The organism is Allosaccharopolyspora coralli, from assembly GCF_009664835.1.
In the GTDB taxonomy this organism is placed as follows: Bacteria; Actinomycetota; Actinomycetes; order Mycobacteriales; family Pseudonocardiaceae; genus Allosaccharopolyspora; species Allosaccharopolyspora coralli.
Genome location: NZ_CP045929.1, coordinates 3,778,179 through 3,796,113, shown reverse-complemented (window position 1 = coordinate 3,796,113; position 17,935 = coordinate 3,778,179). Strand labels below are relative to the sequence as shown.

At 68.6% G+C, this 17,935-nt stretch carries 14 protein-coding genes and 3 tRNA genes; 15 read left to right on the top strand and 2 right to left on the bottom strand.

Going from position 1 to position 17,935, the window contains the following annotated elements; all coding sequences use genetic code 11:
- Window positions 1-96: 96 nt before the first annotated feature.
- From GIY23_RS17670 to GIY23_RS17635, 8 genes are all read left to right on the top strand, one after another.
- Entirely contained in the window at window positions 97-1,929 is a 1,833-nt protein-coding gene (locus tag GIY23_RS17670) for an acetolactate synthase large subunit (RefSeq protein WP_154077680.1), read from the top strand.
- A 7-nt stretch (window positions 1,930-1,936) separates the two neighbouring features.
- A complete protein-coding gene (gene ilvN, locus GIY23_RS17665) occupies window positions 1,937-2,443 on the top strand; it encodes an acetolactate synthase small subunit (protein ID WP_154077679.1) in 507 nt (168 codons plus the stop codon).
- 96 nt (window positions 2,444-2,539) lie between these two features.
- Window positions 2,540-3,535 carry a ketol-acid reductoisomerase gene (ilvC, locus tag GIY23_RS17660; RefSeq protein WP_154077678.1) on the top strand — a complete coding sequence of 332 codons (996 nt, stop codon included), beginning with the start codon at window positions 2,540-2,542 and terminating at the stop codon, window positions 3,533-3,535.
- 130 nt (window positions 3,536-3,665) lie between these two features.
- Entirely contained in the window at window positions 3,666-3,902 is a 237-nt protein-coding gene (locus GIY23_RS17655; protein ID WP_154077677.1) for a DUF397 domain-containing protein, read from the top strand.
- A gap of 567 nt (window positions 3,903-4,469) precedes the next feature.
- Window positions 4,470-6,065 (top strand): phosphoglycerate dehydrogenase, encoded by a 1,596-nt coding sequence (serA, locus tag GIY23_RS17650; protein WP_154077676.1) that lies wholly within the window; start codon window positions 4,470-4,472, stop codon window positions 6,063-6,065.
- A gap of 258 nt (window positions 6,066-6,323) precedes the next feature.
- Window positions 6,324-7,364: a 3-isopropylmalate dehydrogenase gene (locus tag GIY23_RS17645; RefSeq protein ID WP_154077675.1), complete on the top strand. Its 1,041-nt coding sequence runs from the start codon at window positions 6,324-6,326 to the stop codon at window positions 7,362-7,364.
- Between the two features lie 612 nt (window positions 7,365-7,976).
- Window positions 7,977-9,626 (top strand): citramalate synthase, encoded by a 1,650-nt coding sequence (gene cimA, locus GIY23_RS17640; RefSeq protein ID WP_154077674.1) that lies wholly within the window; start codon window positions 7,977-7,979, stop codon window positions 9,624-9,626.
- 80 nt (window positions 9,627-9,706) lie between these two features.
- Entirely contained in the window at window positions 9,707-10,489 is a 783-nt protein-coding gene (locus GIY23_RS17635; protein WP_154077673.1) for a fumarylacetoacetate hydrolase family protein, read from the top strand.
- A gap of 21 nt (window positions 10,490-10,510) precedes the next feature.
- Here the strand turns inward: GIY23_RS17635 and GIY23_RS17630 are convergent, their stop codons facing one another.
- Window positions 10,511-11,743 (bottom strand): FAD-dependent oxidoreductase, encoded by a 1,233-nt coding sequence (locus tag GIY23_RS17630; protein WP_154077672.1) that lies wholly within the window; start codon window positions 11,741-11,743, stop codon window positions 10,511-10,513.
- A 220-nt stretch (window positions 11,744-11,963) separates the two neighbouring features.
- Here GIY23_RS17630 and gltX point away from each other — a divergent pair, with 220 nt between their 5' ends.
- The 5 genes from gltX to GIY23_RS17605 all read left to right on the top strand — a co-directional run bounded on the left by gltX (window position 11,964) and on the right by GIY23_RS17605 (window position 14,973).
- Window positions 11,964-13,466, top strand: a complete 1,503-nt coding sequence (gene gltX, locus GIY23_RS17625) for a glutamate--tRNA ligase (protein ID WP_154077671.1) — start codon at window positions 11,964-11,966, stop codon at window positions 13,464-13,466.
- Between the two features lie 170 nt (window positions 13,467-13,636).
- A complete protein-coding gene (locus tag GIY23_RS17620) occupies window positions 13,637-14,410 on the top strand; it encodes an HAD family hydrolase (RefSeq protein ID WP_228717365.1) in 774 nt (257 codons plus the stop codon).
- Window positions 14,411-14,525: 115 nt separating this feature from the next.
- Window positions 14,526-14,597, top strand: a tRNA-Gln gene (locus GIY23_RS17615).
- 45 nt (window positions 14,598-14,642) lie between these two features.
- A tRNA-Glu gene (locus GIY23_RS17610) sits at window positions 14,643-14,715 on the top strand.
- A 185-nt stretch (window positions 14,716-14,900) separates the two neighbouring features.
- Window positions 14,901-14,973, top strand: a tRNA-Glu gene (locus GIY23_RS17605).
- Window positions 14,974-15,069: 96 nt separating this feature from the next.
- Here GIY23_RS17605 and GIY23_RS17600 read toward each other — a convergent pair.
- Window positions 15,070-15,771 (bottom strand): IclR family transcriptional regulator, encoded by a 702-nt coding sequence (locus GIY23_RS17600; RefSeq protein ID WP_187351925.1) that lies wholly within the window; start codon window positions 15,769-15,771, stop codon window positions 15,070-15,072.
- Between the two features lie 88 nt (window positions 15,772-15,859).
- Between GIY23_RS17600 and leuC the strand changes: the two genes are divergently transcribed.
- Window positions 15,860-17,263 (top strand): 3-isopropylmalate dehydratase large subunit, encoded by a 1,404-nt coding sequence (leuC, locus tag GIY23_RS17595; RefSeq protein ID WP_154077670.1) that lies wholly within the window; start codon window positions 15,860-15,862, stop codon window positions 17,261-17,263.
- A gap of 58 nt (window positions 17,264-17,321) precedes the next feature.
- On the top strand, window positions 17,322-17,924 hold the full coding sequence (leuD, locus tag GIY23_RS17590) for a 3-isopropylmalate dehydratase small subunit (RefSeq protein ID WP_154077669.1): 603 nt from the start codon (window positions 17,322-17,324) through the stop codon (window positions 17,922-17,924).
- The last annotated feature ends 11 nt before the right edge of the window (window positions 17,925-17,935 follow it).

Sequence of the window (17,935 nt, the reverse complement as noted above, 5' to 3'; positions counted from 1 at the left end):
CGCGCCTGACCCTCGTGCGGCCACCCGTGGCCGCCGGGGGTTTTTTCGTGCCCTGCCCATCACCACCCCGCTGATTCGGCGAGAAGGCAGAATCCGATGACCAGCGCCAAAACCAGGCAGAACCCGGTTCCGGCTCCGCCGCCGGGACACCGTCCCAAGCCCGCGCCCCCGAGCGGCTCCCCGGTGAAGGCGACGGGCGCGCAGTCGCTCGTGCGTTCGCTCGAGGCCGCAGGATGCGAGGTCGTCTTCGGTATCCCCGGTGGCACGATCCTCCCGGCCTACGATCCGCTCCTCGACTCGTCGAAGGTCCGTCACGTGCTCGTCCGCCACGAGCAGGGAGCGGGCCACGCGGCGACCGGATACGCCCAGGCCACCGGCAAGGTCGGTGTGTGCATGGCCACGTCCGGCCCGGGGGCGACGAACCTCGTGACCGCGCTCGCCGACGCGCACATGGATTCCGTCCCGATCGTCGCGATCACCGGACAGACGGCCCGGTCCATGATCGGTACCGACGCGTTCCAGGAAGCCGACATCTGCGGCATCACGCTGCCGATCACCAAGCACAACTTCCTGGTCACCGATCCCGCCGAGATCCCCCGCGTCATCGCCGAGGCTTTCTACATCGCCTCCAGCGGGCGCCCGGGGCCCGTGCTGGTCGACATCCCCAAGGATGTCCAGCAGGTGAACACCTCTTTCGTGTGGCCGCCGGAGACGAAGCTGCCCGGCTACAAGCCGACCAGCAAGCCGCACGGCAAGCAGGTGCGGGAAGCGGCGAAACTCATCGGCCAGTCGCATCGGCCGGTCCTCTACGTCGGCGGTGGCGTGCTCAAGGCCGACGCGACCGAGCAGCTGCGCGAGTTGGCCGAGGCCACCGGGATCCCCGTGGTGACGACCCTCATGGCCCGCGGCGCGTTCCCCGACTCGCACCCGCAGCACCTGGGCATGCCCGGTATGCACGGCAAGGTCGGCGCCGTCGCCGCGATGCAGCGCTCCGACCTGCTCATCGCACTCGGAACCCGGTTCGACGACCGGGTCACCGGGCAGCTGTCCACGTTCGCCCCCGAGGCGAAGGTCGTCCACGCCGACATCGACCCGGCCGAGATCTCCAAGAACCGCGCGGCGGACGTTCCGATCGTCGGCGACTGCAAAGACATCATCGGCGACCTGGTCGAGGCCGTCACCGCGGCGAGTGAGGAGCACGGGCGGCCCGACCTGGCCCCGTGGTGGGAGCAGTTGGAACGGTGGCGCAGCACGTTCCCGCTCGGCTACGAATGGCCGTCCGACGGCACGCTGTCGCCGGAGTACGTCATCGAGCGGCTCGGCGCGCTCGTCGGCTCCGATGCCGTCTACACCGCCGGTGTCGGCCAGCACCAGATGTGGGCGGCGCAGTTCATCTCCTACGAGAAGCCGCGCACCTGGCTGAACTCCGGTGGTCTGGGAACCATGGGATACGCGGTCCCCGCCGCGATGGGGGCGAAGGCCGGCATGGGGGAGACCACCGTGTGGGCCATCGACGGTGACGGCTGTTTCCAGATGACCAACCAGGAGCTGGCCACCTGCGCCATCGAGGAGATCCCCATCAAGGTCGCCGTCATCAACAACGGCAACCTCGGTATGGTTCGGCAGTGGCAGAACCTCTTCTACGCCGAGCGCTACTCACACAGTGGCCTCGGCACCCACAAGCACCGCATTCCCGACTTCGTGATGCTCGCGGAGTCGCTCGGCTGCGCCGGCCTGCGGTGTGAGTCCAAAGAGGACGTCGACAGCGTCATCCAGCGGGCCATGGAAATCAACGACCGACCCGTCGTGATCGATTTCGTGGTGGGTGAGGACGCCCAGGTGTGGCCGATGGTCGCCGCGGGCACGGGCAACGACGAGATCATGGCGGCACGTGGCATCCGTCCGCTGTTCGACGAGGACGAGGGGTGAGACTGCCATGAGCCGCCACACGTTGAGCGTTCTGGTGGAGAACGTTCCCGGCGTGCTGTCCCGGGTGTCGGGGCTGTTCTCGCGCCGTAGCTTCAACATCGAGTCGTTGGCCGTCGGCCCGACCGAGCACCCGGAGATCTCGCGGATGACGATCGTGGTCTCGGTCTCCGAGCAGCCACTGGAGCAGGTCACCAAGCAGCTCAACAAGCTGATCAACGTGATCAAGATCGTGGAGCTGGAGCCCGAGTCCGCGGTGCAGCGGGAGCTGCTGATGGTCAAGGTGCGCGCGGACTCCTCGGTGCGCAGCCAGGTTCTGGAGACCGTGCAGCTGTTCCGCGCCAAGGTCGTCGACGTCTCGCCGGAGGCGCTGACCATCGAAGCCACCGGGGACGTCGACAAGCTCGACGCACTGCTGCGGATGCTGGAGCCCTACGGGGTCCGGGAGGTCGTGCAGTCCGGGACCATCGCGATCGGACGCGGTCCCCGTTCGATCACGGCCACCGCAGTGCGCTGACAACGCCATGCGGGCGCCGAGCGCGTGCCCGCGAACACGAGTGACCGGCGGGCCTACGCGCCCGTGGGGAATTTTGAGAGAGGACGACGAACAGACATGGCCACCGAGATCTTCTACGACTCCGACGCCGACCTCGGCATTGTGCAGGGCCGCAAGGTCGCCATCATCGGCTACGGCAGCCAGGGGCACGCGCACGCGCTGAGCCTGCGCGACTCCGGCGTCGACGTCCGTATCGGACTGCCGGAGAGTTCGAAGTCCCGCGCCAAGGCCGAGGAAGAGGGCCTGCGCGTGGTCACTCCCTCGGAAGCCTCCGCGGAAGCGGACGTGATCATGATCCTGGCTCCCGACACCAAGCAGCGCCAGATCTACGCCGACGACATCGCACCGAACCTGAAGTCCGGCGACGCCCTGTTCTTCGGCCACGGCTTCAACATCCGCTACGGGCTCATCCAGCCGCCGTCCGATGTGGACGTCGCCATGGTGGCGCCGAAGGGGCCGGGGCACCTGGTGCGTCGCCAGTTCGTCGACGGCAAGGGCGTGCCGTGCCTGATCGCCGTGGAGCAGAACCCGTCGGGTAGCGCCCAGCAGCTCGCGCTCGCCTACGCCGCGGGCATCGGCGGTGCCCGCGCCGGGGTCATCAAGACGACGTTCACCGAGGAGACCGAGACCGACCTGTTCGGTGAGCAGGCGGTGCTCTGCGGCGGTGCTTCGGCGCTCGTGCAGACCGGTTTCGAGGTGCTCGTCGAGGCGGGCTATCAGCCCGAGATCGCCTACTTCGAGGTGCTGCACGAGCTCAAGCTCATCGTCGATCTCATGTGGGAGGGCGGCATCGCCGGGCAGCGGTACTCGATCAGCGACACCGCCGAGTACGGAGACCTCACGCGGGGCCCGCGCGTCATCGACGAGCACGTGAAGGAGTCGATGCGCAAGATCCTCGCGGAGGTCCAGGACGGGACCTTCGCCAAGGAGTGGGTCGGTGAGGACGAGGCAGGGCGCCCGAACTTCCAGAAGCTGCAGGACGCGGGCAACGCCCACCAGATCGAAGAGGTCGGCAAGAAGCTCCGGGGCCTGATGTCCTGGACCCAGCGCTGAGTCACGCGGACTCGACTTCTGCCCGGCGCGCACCGCGCGCCGGGCAGCAGTGTGTCGGTACCGGGCCACGGCGTCGGCCGCATGACGGTGCCCGCGAATCTCACGCAGGGTGCGAGCTAGGCTGCGCGGGGTGAACGAGCACATCCACGACGACAAGTTCCACGTCCGGGGCCGACTCGACTTCACCGGCGCCGAGTGGATCACGAGCACCGAGGACGACGAGCCCGGTGTCGAGATCGCCTTCGTCGACGGTTACATCGGCATGCGCAACGGGGCCGACCCCTCGGGGCCGCTGCTGGTGTTCACGCCCGAGGAATGGGACGCGTTCGTCGCGGGAGCCAAAGACGGCGAGTTCGACGAGCCCTGAGAGCGCATTGTGGAACTTGGGGAGGTGGTCCGGTACCGCCGCCCCAGTTCGCGCCTCGCCGCGTTGGGGTCCTCTTGAGTACCACACGTACGCGGCGAGAACCCCAGCCTTGCGAGGCACGAACTCCGAACGTCGGAGCTCCTCACCCTGCCGAGGCTGATCACGTATGACCGTGCCCTACGGGCACACAAGCCAGTTCCCAAATGCCCTCTGAAAACTCCGGCGCGATCCCACACGGGGCGAACGGCCCTCTCGCCTCGTGTGGTGGGGCGAACGTGCCGTTCGCACCCAGCGCGGGGGTGGAGCGAGCGGCACCGTCGCCTCGTGAGACGGGGTGAGAGTGCCGTTCGCACCGATTCCGGCGTGGTTCGCTCACATTCGCGGCGCGTCGTGATCCGGCTGTTTATGCAGCTCACGCGGCTAACCGGCCGGAGGTGGCCGAGTCGTGAGCGGTGATACGGGCAACACCCCACCCGAACGGGAGATGGACCGGCGCTAAACTCCCTGCAGTCCGGGCACAGAGTCGTGCCCAGCTTCGACAGTGATGTCTCTACTTGGAGCGCGCCCGTGACCAACGCAAGCCGTCCCGTCGTCCTGATCGCCGAGAAGCTGGCGTCGTCCGTGCTGGACGCCCTCGGGGACGAGGTCGAGATCCGCCACGTCGACGGTACCGACCGCCCCGCGCTGCTCGACGCCGTCGCCGACGCCGACGCGCTGCTCGTGCGGTCAGCCACCAAGGTCGACGCGGAAGTACTCGCAGCGACCACCCGGCTCAAGGTCGTCGCCCGCGCCGGTGTCGGCCTCGACAACGTCGAGGTGCCCGCGGCCACCGAACGCGGCGTGATGGTCGTCAACGCCCCGACGTCGAACATCGTCTCCGCCGCCGAACACGCGATGGCGCTGCTGATGGCCGTCGCCCGCAATGTCGCTCCCGCCGACGCGAGCCTGCGGCAGGGCGAGTGGAAGCGCAGCGCCTACGGCGGCGTCGAGATCAACGGCAAGACCGTCGGCGTCATCGGCCTCGGCAAGATCGGCCAGCTCTTCGCCGCGCGCGTCGAGGCCTTCGGGGCCAATCTCATCGCCTACGACCCCTACGTCTCCGCAGGTAGGGCCGCCCAGCTCGGCATCGAGCTCGTCAGCCTCGACGAGCTCCTCGAGCGGGCGGACATGATGTCGATCCACCTGCCCAAGACCGCCGAGACGCTCGGCCTCATCGGCGCCGAGCAGCTCAAGAAGGTCAAGCAGGGCGCCATCGTCATCAACGCCGCACGCGGCGGCCTGATCGACGAGGAAGCTCTCGCCGACGCACTGCGCAGCGGCCACCTCGGCGGAGCGGGCATCGACGTCTACAGCACCGAGCCGACCACCGACAGCCCGCTGTTCGAGCTGGAGAACGTGACCGCCACGCCGCACCTCGGTGCGTCCACCGTTGAGGCTCAGGATCGGGCGGGCACCGACGTCGCCGACTCCGTCCTGCTGGCTCTGCGCGGCGACTTCGTGCCGGACGCCGTGAACGTGCAGGGTGGCGCGGTCGGCGAGGAAGTGCGCCCGTTCCTCCCGCTGACGCAGAAGCTCGGGTCCATGCTCGCCGCGCTGCTCGGGTCCACGCCCACCTCGGTGAGCGTCGAGGCCCGCGGTGAACTCGCCGACGAGGACGTCGCCGTGCTGCCGCTCGCGGCGATGCGCGGCCTGTTCTCCGGCGCGGTCGACAGCCAGGTCACGTTCGTCAACGCGCCGCAGCTCGCGGACGACCTCGGCGTGTCCGTGGACGTCAAGCGCACCTCGGAGAGCCCGAACCACCGCAGCGTCGTCTCGGTGCGCGCGTCGCTGCCGGACGGTCGCTCCGGAGTCGTCTCCGGCACCGTGTCCGGGCCGACCGAGGTCGAGAAGCTGATCGAGATCAACGGGCGCCATTTCGACATCCGTGCCGAGGGCAGCATGCTCGTGTTCGAGTATCCGGACCGTCCCGGTGTGATGGGCAAGGTCGGCACCCTGCTCGGCGAGGTGGGCGTGAACATCGAGGCCGCGCAGCTGAGCCAGACCACCGGTGGCGAGGACGCGACGATGCTGCTGCGCGTCGACCGTCCGGTCGACGGGGGCGTGCTCGAACCGATCGGTGCCGCGGTCGGCGCCCGCATCGTGCGCAACGTCGACTTCGGCTGACTCTTCGCACCGTCGGGTGAACGGCGTCCTGGCCGGGGCGCCGTTCACTCTGTGGACCGGAAGCGTGCCGGAGCTGAGCACGACGGTCCCAGCCGTCCGCGGCGATGACCCCGTCACCCGTTTGGGCGTCCCGCCAGGCGGGAAAGATCAACCGGTTGGTGGGTCCGGCGTGCCTGTTCACCGAGCGTTGCCGGTAACCTTCGGCTCAATTGGTCAACGCCCCCCGTCCGTTCGGGGAGGTGCTCGGGAGGTATGTGCATGCGGCTCGCTGTGATCCCAGGTGATGGAATCGGCCCGGAGGTCGTCGCGGAGGCACTCAAGGTGCTCGGCGAAGTCTCCCCCGACGCCGAGATCACCCGGTACGACCTGGGCGCTTCCCGATGGCACGCCACCGGCGAACTGCTGCCCGAATCCGTTCTCAGTGAACTCCGTCAGCACGACGGGATCCTGCTCGGCGCTGTCGGTGACCCCACGGTCCCCAGCGGCATCCTCGAACGCGGACTGCTGCTGCGTCTGCGGTTCGAACTCGACCACCACGTCAACCTGCGCCCCGCGCAGCTGTACCCGGGCGTCACCAGCCCGATCAGCGAGCCTGGTGAGGTCGACATGGTCGTCGTCCGCGAAGGCACCGAAGGCCCCTACGTCGGCAACGGCGGAATCCTGCGCAAGGACACCGCCCACGAGATCGCCACCGAGGTGAGCCTCAACACCGCCTTCGGTGTCGAACGAGTCGTCAAGGACGCCTTCGCCCGTGCGGAGAGCCGGCCCCGCAAGCACCTCACCCTGGTGCACAAGACGAACGTGCTCACCCACGCCGGTTCGCTGTGGTCGCGCATCGTCGAGGAAGTGTCGCTGCAACACCCCGACGTCACCGTGGCGTACCAGCACATCGACGCCACGACGATCCACCTCGTCACCGACCCCGGCCGGTTCGACGTCATCGTCACCGACAACCTGTTCGGCGACATCGTCACCGACCTCGCCGGGGCGATCACCGGAGGCATCGGGCTCGCCGCCAGCGGCAACATCGACGCGACCCGCCGCAACCCGAGCATGTTCGAACCGGTGCACGGCAGCGCCCCCGACATCGCAGGGCAAGGGGCCGCCGACCCCACGGCCGCGGTGCTGTCCGTCGCGCTGCTGCTCGACCACCTCGGCGAGCACGAAGCCTCCCGGCGCATCGAAGCCTCGGTCGCCTTCGACCTCGCCACCCGGGACCACTCCGCCCCCGGGGCCACGACGGCTGTGGGGGACCGGCTGGCCGCACTGGTCTCCTCCCGCGAGGTCGCCCAGGCGTAGAGCTCCTGTCAGAGGGTTTTGCTTGGTGGGTCGGGTAGCGGAACCTCAGCGCCCTCCTCGCTGCGGGATCGGTTTCTCGAGTAGCGACCTACGCAGCGAAACCGCTGTCCTCGCGAGGAGGGCGCTGAGGACCCGCCGGTGGTCGTGCTGCGTACGGGGCGTCGACAGCTCATAGCCGGTAGACGCGGTGAACGGGCTGTCCTCGCGAGAAAGCCCGTGAGAACCCGCGGCGGTGCCGGTTGGGGCGAGCGGCACTTTCGCCTCGTCTTGTGGGGCGAGAGTGCCGTTCGCCCCAATGGGGTTTGGTAGGCGAGCGGCACTTTCGCCTCGTGTGGTGGGGCGAAAGTGCCGTTCGCTCCCTCTGCTGGTCTCATCCTGTGGGAAGACGCGCCCAGGTGGTGATCTGGGTGGTGTGTGTGGGAGGATCCGAGCATGGTCCAGCACAACGCGATCATTATCGACGAGCGCGCCGGGTGACGAGCACGACCCACCCAGGCGCGCAGACCTCTCGCATCCGCGAGGGGTCTTTTTTGTGTTCGGCCACCGGTCACCGCCGACCCGCCACGACCGACGCACGACAGCGCTACGAACGACGACGACAGGGAGACTCCAGTGAGCCGCACCAGCCCGGCAGGAACACCTCTCGGCGACGCCTTCCACGTTTACGACACGACGCTGCGCGACGGTGCCCAGCGTGAAGGCATCAGTTACTCCGTGACGGACAAGCTCGCCGTCGCGCGGCTGCTGGATTCCCTCGGCGTCGGATTCATCGAGGGTGGCTGGCCCGGCGCTCTGCCCAAGGACACCGAGTTCTTCCACCGTGCCGCCGCCGGAGAACTCGAGCTGCGGCACGCGGCGCTCGTCGCGTTCGGCTCCACCCGCCGCGCAGGCGGCACCGCCGCCGACGACGAACAAGTGCGGGCCCTGCTCGACTCCCGAGCGCCCGTCGTCACCCTCGTGGCGAAGTCGGACCGCCGCCACATCGAACGCGCGCTCCGCACCGACGTCGCCGAGAACTGCGCGATGATCGCGGACACCGTGCGCTTCCTGGTGGGTGAAGGACGTCGTGTCTTCCTCGACGCCGAGCACTTCTTCGACGGATTCGCATACGATCCCGACACCTCGCTGCGTGTTCTCGAGTCCGCAATGGACGCGGGAGCCGACGTCTCGGTCCTCTGTGACACCAACGGCGGGCAATTGCCCACGCAATTGGCCGAAACCGTCACCGAAGTCGTCGCGCGCACCGGCTACCGCGTCGGAATCCACTGCCAGGACGACACTTCCTGCGCCGTCGCGAACACCGTCGCCGCCGCGCAAGCAGGCGCCACCCACGTGCAGTGCACGGCCAACGGCTACGGAGAACGTGCTGGCAACGCCGACTTGTTCGCCGTCGTCGGCAATCTCGCCACCCGACTCGACATGCCCGTGCTGCCCGAGGGCAAACTCACCGAACTCACGCACGTCTCGCACGCCCTCGCCGAGATCGCCAACCTCGCCCCGGACACCCACCAGGCCTACGTCGGGGCCTCCACGTTCGCGCACAAGGCCGGACTGCACGCCAGCGCGATCAAGGTCGACCCCGAGCTCTACAACCACATCGACCCGGCTCGTGTCGGCAACAGCATGCGCGTGCTGGTCACCGAAATGGCCGGTCGCGCCAGCCTCGAACTCAAGGGCGCTGAACTCGGCCTCGACCTCAGCGACAGCCCGGAGGCCGTCACCGGTGCCGTCCGGCGGGTCAAGGAGCTCGAATCCCGCGGCTGGTCCTTCGAAGCGGCCGACGGCTCCCTCGAACTCCTGCTGCGCAGAGAAATGGCGGCCGCGAAGGGAGAACCGTCCGATGTGGCCGGTGCGCCCTTCGAGCTGGAGTCCCATCGGGTCGTCCTCGACCGCCGTCCTGACGGCGAGGTCGTTTCTGAAGCCACCGTGAAGGTGCACGTCAACGGCCATCGCGTCATCGCGACCGCCGAGGGCAACGGCCCGGTCAACGCACTCGACGCCGCGCTGCGCCAAGCACTCGTGCCGCACCTGCCGTGGCTGGACGAGGTCGAACTCGCCGACTACAAGGTCCGCATCCTCACCGACGCCTCCGGCACCGACGCGGTCACCCGGGTTCTCGTCGACTCCAGGGACGACGAACAGGAGTGGACCACCGTCGGTGTCCACGGGTCCATCGTGGAGGCGAGCTGGCTCGCACTTCGCGACGCCCTCGCCTTCAAAGCGATGCGGAGGCGGGAAAGCGTCGTGGTTGCCGCTTCGTAGAATCGCGCTCCTGGCGCCTCGGGTGCGTCGCTCGGGGGCGGGATACGCTGGAGCGGTTCGTCGTCGTTTCGGAGGTTGTTGTGCGATTGGCTCGTGTTGCCCACGCGGACGGGGTGTCCTTCGTCGCGCTCGAACCGGACCCGTCCGCGCCGCGCGACAAGGTCCTCGCCATCGAGATCGACCAGCATCCGTTCGGCGAGCCGACCTACACCGGGCGCAAGTGGCCGATGGCCGACGTGCGGCTGCTCGCGCCGATCCTGCCGAGCAAGGTCCTCTGTGTCGGCAAGAACTATGCCGAGCACGCCGAGGAGATGGGGTCCGCGGCGCCGGAGACGCCGCTGATCTTCATGAAGCCGTCGACCTCGGTCACCGGCCCCAGCAATCCGGTCAAACTGCCCGCCAACTCGGAACGCGTCGACTTCGAGGGCGAGCTCGCCGCCGTGATCGGCCAGCCGTGCAAGGACGTGCCCGAGGCACGTGGCACCGAGGTCCTGCTCGGCTACACGGTCGCCAACGACGTCACCGCTCGTGATCAGCAGAAGGCCGATGGGCAGTGGACTCGTGCCAAGGGCTACGACACGTTCTGCCCGCTCGGGCCGTGGATCGACACCGAACTCGACCCGGCCGACCTCTCGATCCGCACCGAACTCGACGGCGAGGTCAAACAGGACTCCCGCACGTCCCTGCTCATCCACGACGTCGGTGCGCTGGTGTCGTGGGTCTCGCGGATCATGACCCTGTTGCCCGGGGACGTGGTCCTCACGGGCACTCCCGCAGGCGTCGGCCCGATGCAGCCGGGGCAGAAGGTCTCGGTGTCGATCGACGGGCTCGGCACGCTCACCAACCCGATCCAGCAGGGCTGAACACAGCCTCGATCCGCGCAGCTACCGCAGCGCGGATCGGGGTGGCTTCTCGCGCAGGGCGCCGTGCGCGAGAAGGTACGCGGGAACGCGTTTGAACAGCGGAAGCGCGGTCGCGAGCCGCAGCGGCAGCGGGATCTTGGCCGCCTCACCGAAGTCGATCGTCCCGTCGAGCGCACGCCGGACGACGTTGCGGTGAATGGTCCGCTGCAGGCCCTGAATGAGGACAGTGGTGGGCCAACGCCGCCGTTGCACCGCGGCGACGTGGTGGCGGCGCAGGCGGTTCTCTCGCAGGGGATCGGCGAGATGCCGGGCGGCGGCGACGGCGTCCTGGACGGCGAGGTTGATTCCGACACCGCCGACCGGTGACATGGCGTGCGCCGCGTCGCCGAGGCACAGCAGGCCGGGGACGTGCCATTTGCGGAGCCGGTCGAGACTCACGTGCAGCAGCTTCACCTCGTCCCAGTCCCGGACCAGCTCGCGACGGCCGGACAGCCAGGGGACGAAGTCGCGCAGCTGGTCGTTGAACTTCTCGATGGGGCGTGAGCGCTCGCGCGCGTCGGTTCCCTTGCCGATGATCGACGCACACTGGAAGTAGTCACCGCGGTCGATGAGGATCGAGAAGCGCCCGGCGCTGATCTTGCCCACAGCGCCTTCGGGATCGTCCGGCTTGCGCGGAATCTTGAACCACTGCACGTCCATCGGCGTGGGGAAATCCTGCAGGTCGAGCTCGGGGATGTCGCGCACCGCCGATCCGCGGCCGTCGCACGCGACGGTGATCGTCGCGCGGAGTTCGCCGGTGGTTCCGTCGGATTGGCGGTACCGGACGCCGCGTACCCGCCCGCGTTCGCGGATCAGGGACGTGGCTTCGGTGTTCATCCGCAGCGTGAACGTCGGCTCCTGCTTACCCGAGTCGGCGAGCAGGTCGAGGAAGTCCCACTGCGGCACCATCGCGATGTAGTTGAACTCGCTGCGCAGGGTGCTGAAGTCGGCGAGGGTCACGAACGTCCCGTCCGCGCCGAGCGGGAGCCGGGCCTGGTCGATGCGGCGTTGCGGGAGTTCGGCGAACCGTTCCGTCAGGCCGAGTTCGTCGAGCAGCCGCAACGTGGTCGGGTGAACGGTGTCGCCTCGGAAGTCGCGGAGGAAGTCGCCGTGCTTCTCCAGCACGGTGACCTCGACACCGCTGCGGGCCAGCAGCAGTCCCAGGACCATGCCCGCCGGTCCGCCGCCGATGATGCAACAGGTCGTGCGTTCCATCGCTGCTCCCCGTCAGAGTGGCGTCCCCGAGTTATTCAACGAGCGTTGAATAACTCGATGGTGCTCCCGGTCGGACGCCACCGTCAACACCGTCGTCGCACTGGATACGAGGGTGCGCGAAGCGAGTACACCGCGCCGAGGGTGTGCCCGCCGCCTCCACAGACCGCCCACAGAACCACCACCGCAGATCCATCCGCGCGCCCTCTAAGCTGAAAGCGCCATGAGCACGCCAGAGAGCACCCCCCAGAGCCCGCCAGCCCCCGTCCGCGTCCGGTTCTGCCCCTCGCCGACCGGTACGCCCCACGTCGGGCTGATCCGCACCGCCCTGTTCAACTGGGCCTTCGCGCGCCACCATCGCGGCACGCTCGTGTTCCGCATCGAGGACACCGACGCCTCCCGCGACACCGAGGAGTCCTACCAGGCTCTGCTCGACGCGTTGCGGTGGCTCGGCATCGACTGGGACGAAGGCCCGGAGGTCGGCGGCGATCACGGTCCCTACCGGCAGAGCGAGCGCCGCGAGATCTACCGCGACCTCGCGCAGCGGCTCCTCGACGCGGGGGAACTGTACGAATCGTTCTCCACCGCGGACGAGGTCGAAGCCCGCCACCGGGCGGCAGGCCGCGACCCCAAACTCGGCTACGACAACGCCGACCGCGATCTCACCGACGAGCAGAAGGCGGCTTTCCGCGCGGAAGGCCGCAACGCCGTCCTGCGGCTGACGATGCCGGCACGCGACATCACCTTCACGGACCTGGTGCGCGGCGAGATCACCTTCCCGGGGGGTAGCGTTCCCGACCCCGTCTTGGTGCGCGGTAACGGCGACGCGCTCTACACCCTCACCAACCCCGCCGACGACGCGCTCATGGGAATCACCCACGTGCTGCGAGGCGAAGACCTGCTCTCCTCGACACCGCGACAGATCGCGCTCTACGAAGCGCTGCAGCGCATCGGCGTCACCGACTTCACCCCCGCGTTCGGTCATCTTCCGTTCGTCATGGGCGAGGGCAACAAGAAGCTCTCCAAGCGCGATCCGCAGGCCGACCTGTTTCACCACCGTGAGCGCGGGTTTCTGCCCGAGGGACTGCTCAACTACCTCGCATTGCTCGGGTGGTCGATCGCCGACGACCGCGACGTGTTCACCGTCGACGAGATGGTCGACGCCTTCGACATCGGCCGCGTCAGCGGCAATCCCGCGCGGTTCGACCAGAAGAAGGCCGACGCGATCAACTCCGCGCACCTGCGCGCCCTCGCGCCCGACGACTTCGTCGCCCGCGTGCTGCCCTACCTCGTCGCCAGCGGCGTCCTGCCCGAGAGCCCCAGCGACGCGCAGCTCGACATCGTCAAAGCCGCCGCCCCGCTGGTCCAGGAACGACTCATCGTGCTCTCGGACGCGGTCGGCATGATGCGATTCCTGTTCGCGGGCAGCGACTTCGAACCCGAGGCGGCCTCCGCCGAGAAGGCACTCGGTGACGACGCGCAGCCGGTCCTCGACGCGGCGATCGAGGCGCTCGAGGGGTTGTCCGAATGGAGCTCGGCCGCCATCGAAGGTGCCCTCAAGGACTCCGTCGTCGAGGGGCTCGGGATCAAGCCGCGCAAGGCGTTCGCGCCGGTGCGCGTCGCCGTCACAGGCCGGACGGTCTCGCCGCCGCTCTACGAGTCGATGGAGCTGCTCGGCCGGGAGGCCACCCTGCACCGTCTTCGCTCCGCGAAGGCTGCGTCGTAGGGGGCCGAGGCCCTCGCCCGGATGGGGCGAACGGCACTTTCGCCTCGTCTGGTGGGGTGAAGGTGCCGTTCGCGCCAGGGGTGGGAGGGTGTCTCTAAACCGTGTCAGAGCGGGGCGGATTCACCGCGTTGGACGAGTCGGCACGACACGTGAACACCTAGTCTCGCTGAGTGATATCCGCCCCGGACTCCGACATCGCCACGCGCCCACCCGGACCCGTCACAGCCGTGTGTCTCGACATCGACGACACGCTGCTCGACAACGCGGCTTCCTCGCGCAGCGGACTCGCCGCGCTCGTCGGCCACGATGCCGCCTGGCCGGTGTGGCGTCGCACCACCGACGAGCACTACGCGCGCTATCTCGCCGGCGACGTCGACTTCGACACGATGCTGCACGAACGCACTCGCGCCTTCTTCGCCGAGTTCGGTGAACTCCTCACCGACGCCGAGGTCGCCCGGCGCGAGCATCATCGGATGTGCGCCATGCAACGAGCCTGGCGGCTGTTCCACGACGTCGCGCCCTGCCTCGAATGGCTCCACGCCAGCGGCTATCGCCTCGCCGCCGTCACGAACGCGCCCGGCGGGTACCAGCGCAAGAAGATGGCCAGCGTGGGACTGTCCGGGGTATTCGACGCCGTGATCATCTCCGGCGAGGTCGGCGTCGCCAAGCCCGATCCCGCCATCTTCGAGATCGCCTGTGCCGAACTCGGCGTTCCGTCCCATCAGGTCCTGCACGTCGGCGACCGCCTCGACGTCGACGCCACCGCCGCCGTCCGAGCCGGACTCCGCGGCGTCTGGCTCGACCGCTCCGGAGTCCCCGCGCCGCGACAGACGGATGTGCCGGTCATCGCCGGCCTCGACGAACTCCCGGAACACCTGGTGTGCGACTACGGCGTCGAACATGCGGACCCGCCCCGGTCGGCCGCTCTTGCCTCGGCCCGCTGAAACTGCTGTCACCAGCGGAAAAGGACGAACCCGGGGGGTGCGTTCCGAAAGCGGGTGCAGCGTGGTCTAGTATTCTTCCAGCACCGACGGACAGCGAGGCTGACCGTCGAGCCGGTGGGGTATGGTGTAATCGGCAGCACGGCTGATTCTGGTTCAGTTAGTCTAGGTTCGAGTCCTGGTACCCCAGCGAGAAGATCGGAGCGCGATCACACGCGCCCTGATCGCTCAGCGCGGTCCCGTCGTCTAGTGGCCTAGGACGCCGCCCTCTCAAGGCGGTAGCGCGGGTTCGAATCCCGTCGGGACTACAGAGATGGGCCCGGTGTACGCACTTCGGTGTGTGCACCGGGCCTTTTCGTTGTGCCGGTCGAGTCGCCGGGGCACGATGCGGTGGTCGGCTGAGTGGTCCAGCCGCTATTCCCCGGGCTTCGCTGTCGAATTCGGGGTGGTTGGGGTGCGCTTGTGGGCGTGCGATACGCTTTCGGCACAGCGCGGTCCCGTCGTCTAGAGGCCTAGGACGCCGCCCTCTCAAGGCGGTAGCGCGGGTTCGAATCCCGTCGGGACTACCCAGAACGGGCCCGGTGCACGCACCGGGCCCGTTTTCGTGTTCCGGGCGTCGGGATCGGACTCCCGGACGGGCTTCGCCTGCCTTTGACGTCGGATCAGAGCCGGTTCTGGATGCCGTCGGCGGCGGCGAGGAGGTCCGCCGCCCAGCGAGCGCCGGGCCTGCGCCCCATGCGGTCGATCGGGCCCGACACCGAAATGGCCGCGACGACGCTGCCTGCCGAATCCCGTACCGGAGCCGAGACGCTCGCCACACCGGATTCGCGTTCCGCGACGCTCTGCGCCCATCCCCGGCGCCGCACCTCCATCAACGTGCGCTCGCCGAAGACGGCGTCCTTGAGCACGGTGCGCTGCGTCGCCGGATCCACCCACGCGGCAAGGACCTTCGCGCCCGAACCCGCCGACATCGGCAGCGAGCTACCGACCGGAACCGTGTCCCGCAGGCCGCTCGGCGGTTCCGCCGCTGCCACGCACAAGCGCTGCACGCCGTCGCGGCGGTACAGCTGCACGCTCTCGCCCGTGATCTCCCGCAGCTTGGGAAGAATCGTGCCCGCGGCCTCCAGCAACGGGTCCACCGCGCCGCCGGCCAGCTCGGTCAGAGCCGCACCCGGGCGCCACCGGCCGTCGGAACCGCGCCGCAGCATGCGGTGCACCTCGAGGCCCACGGCCAAGCGATGTGCCGTCGCACGAGGCAGACCCGTCCTGCTGCAGAGCTCGGCCAGGCCACACGGCTCCGAGGCCACCGCCTGCAAGACGGCCACTGCCTTGTCCAACACTCCGATACCGCTATGCTGTCCCACGTACCGATACTAACTTCCCGAGATCTGGGAAGTCCACCATTCCGGCGACCCGTTCGGTCGCCACGGCCTCGGAACGAGGAGGACAGCGATGGCCAGCACGCTCGCGGAGAAGGTCTGGGACAAGCACATCGTGCGCCGCGGCGAGGGGCAGGAGCCCGACCTCCTCTACATCGACCTCCATCTCGTCCACGAGGTCACCAGCCCGCAGGCCTTCGAGGGGCTGCGGCTGGCGGGCCGTCCGGTCCGCAGGCCCGACCTCACGCTCGCGACCGAGGACCACAACGTCCCGACCACCGGAATCGATCTGCCGATCGCGGACCCGGTCTCCAAGACCCAGGTCGACACCTTGCGCGAGAACTGCGCGGAGTTCGGCGTCCGGCTGCACTCCATGGGTGACGCCGAGCAGGGCATCGTGCATGTCGTCGGACCGCAGCTCGGCCTGACCCAGCCCGGGACGACGGTCGTGTGCGGCGACAGTCACACCTCGACGCACGGTGCTTTCGGTGCGCTCGCGTTCGGGATCGGTACCTCCGAGGTCGAGCACGTCCTCGCCACCCAGACGCTGCCGCTGCGGCCGTTCAAGACGATGGCCGTCAACATCGAGGGCACGCTGCGTCCCGGCGTCACGAGCAAGGACGTGATTCTCGCGGTCATCGCCCGGATCGGCACCGGCGGCGGTCAGGGCTACGTGCTGGAGTACCGCGGTACCGCCGTCGAGCAGATGTCGATGGAAGCACGCATGACGATGTGCAACATGTCCATCGAGGCGGGCGCGCGCGCCGGAATGATCGCCCCGGACGAGACGACGTTCAAGTACCTGCAGGACCGGCCGCACGCGCCCGAAGGCGACGACTGGGACGCAGCCGTCGAGTACTGGAAGAGTCTGCGCACCGACGCCGACGCCACGTTCGACGCCGAGGTGACCATCGACGCCGATACCCTCACTCCTTTCGTGACGTGGGGCACGAATCCCGGGCAGGGCCTGCCGCTGGGCGGGAACGTGCCGGACCCGGAGCAGATCGCCGACGAGAGCGAGCGCTTCAGCATCGAGAAGGCACTCGACTACATGGGGCTGGCGGGCGGCACTCCGCTGCGTGAGATCGCCGTGGACACGGTTTTCCTCGGTTCCTGCACCAACGGCCGCATCGAGGACCTCAGGGCCGCTGCGGACGTTCTGAAGGGGCGCACGGTGGCCGCGGACGTGCGGATGCTCGTCGTGCCGGGCTCGATGAAGGTGCGCGAGCAGGCCGAGTCCGAGGGGCTCGGTGAGCTTTTCACCGCCGCGGGCGCCGAATGGCGGCAGGCGGGCTGCTCGATGTGCCTGGCGATGAACCCGGACAAGCTCTCGCCGGGGGAGCGCAGCGCCTCGACGTCGAACCGCAACTTCGAGGGACGCCAGGGCAAGGGCGGCCGTACCCATCTCGTCTCGCCCGTGGTGGCGGCAGCGACCGCGGTGCGCGGGACGCTGTCCTCGCCCGAGGACCTCGACTGACCAGCCCGTCGCGATCCGCGCATCCCGATTTCCCAGCGCAACCCAGGAGTCACGCACCATGGAACCGTTCACCACGCACACCGGAGTCGGTGTTCCGCTGCGCCGATCCAACGTGGACACCGATCAGATCATCCCCGCCGTCTACCTCAAGCGCGTCTCGCGCACCGGATTCGAGGACGCGCTGTTCGCGGCCTGGCGCGCGGATGACGATTTCGTGCTCAACCAGGACCAGTTCCGCACCGGCAGTGTTCTGGTCGCCGGACCGGACTTCGGCACCGGCTCGTCCAGGGAGCACGCCGTCTGGGCGTTGAAGGACTACGGCTTCCGGGTGGTCATCTCGTCCCGGTTCGCCGACATCTTCCGCGGGAATTCCGGCAAGCAGGGGCTGCTGGCGGCCGAGTGCTCGCAGTCCGATGTGGAGTTGCTGTGGAAGCTGTTGGAGAACGAACCGGGCACTCCCGTCACGGTCGACCTCGAGCAGCGAACCGTTCACGCCAAGGACCTGACGGTGCCGTTCGACATCGACGAGTACACCCGTTGGCGGCTGTTGGAGGGGCTCGACGACATCGGATTGACGCTCCGGCACGTCGAGAACATCGATGAGTTCGAAAAATCTCGTCCCGGCTTCAAGCCCGCGACCCTGCCTGCGAAGGGGGTCTGAGCCGCAACCCT

Coding starts and splice junctions, on each gene's coding strand:
- GIY23_RS17670 (WP_154077680.1), top strand. CDS start 97: ATGACCAGCGCCAAAACCAGGCAGAACCCGGTTCCGGCTCCGCCGCCG.
- ilvN (WP_154077679.1), top strand. CDS start 1,937: ATGAGCCGCCACACGTTGAGCGTTCTGGTGGAGAACGTTCCCGGCGTG.
- ilvC (WP_154077678.1), top strand. CDS start 2,540: ATGGCCACCGAGATCTTCTACGACTCCGACGCCGACCTCGGCATTGTG.
- GIY23_RS17645 (WP_154077675.1), top strand. CDS start 6,324: ATGCGGCTCGCTGTGATCCCAGGTGATGGAATCGGCCCGGAGGTCGTC.
- GIY23_RS17630 (WP_154077672.1), bottom strand. CDS start 11,743: ATGGAACGCACGACCTGTTGCATCATCGGCGGCGGACCGGCGGGCATG.
- gltX (WP_154077671.1), top strand. CDS start 11,964: ATGAGCACGCCAGAGAGCACCCCCCAGAGCCCGCCAGCCCCCGTCCGC.
- leuC (WP_154077670.1), top strand. CDS start 15,860: ATGGCCAGCACGCTCGCGGAGAAGGTCTGGGACAAGCACATCGTGCGC.
- leuD (WP_154077669.1), top strand. CDS start 17,322: ATGGAACCGTTCACCACGCACACCGGAGTCGGTGTTCCGCTGCGCCGA.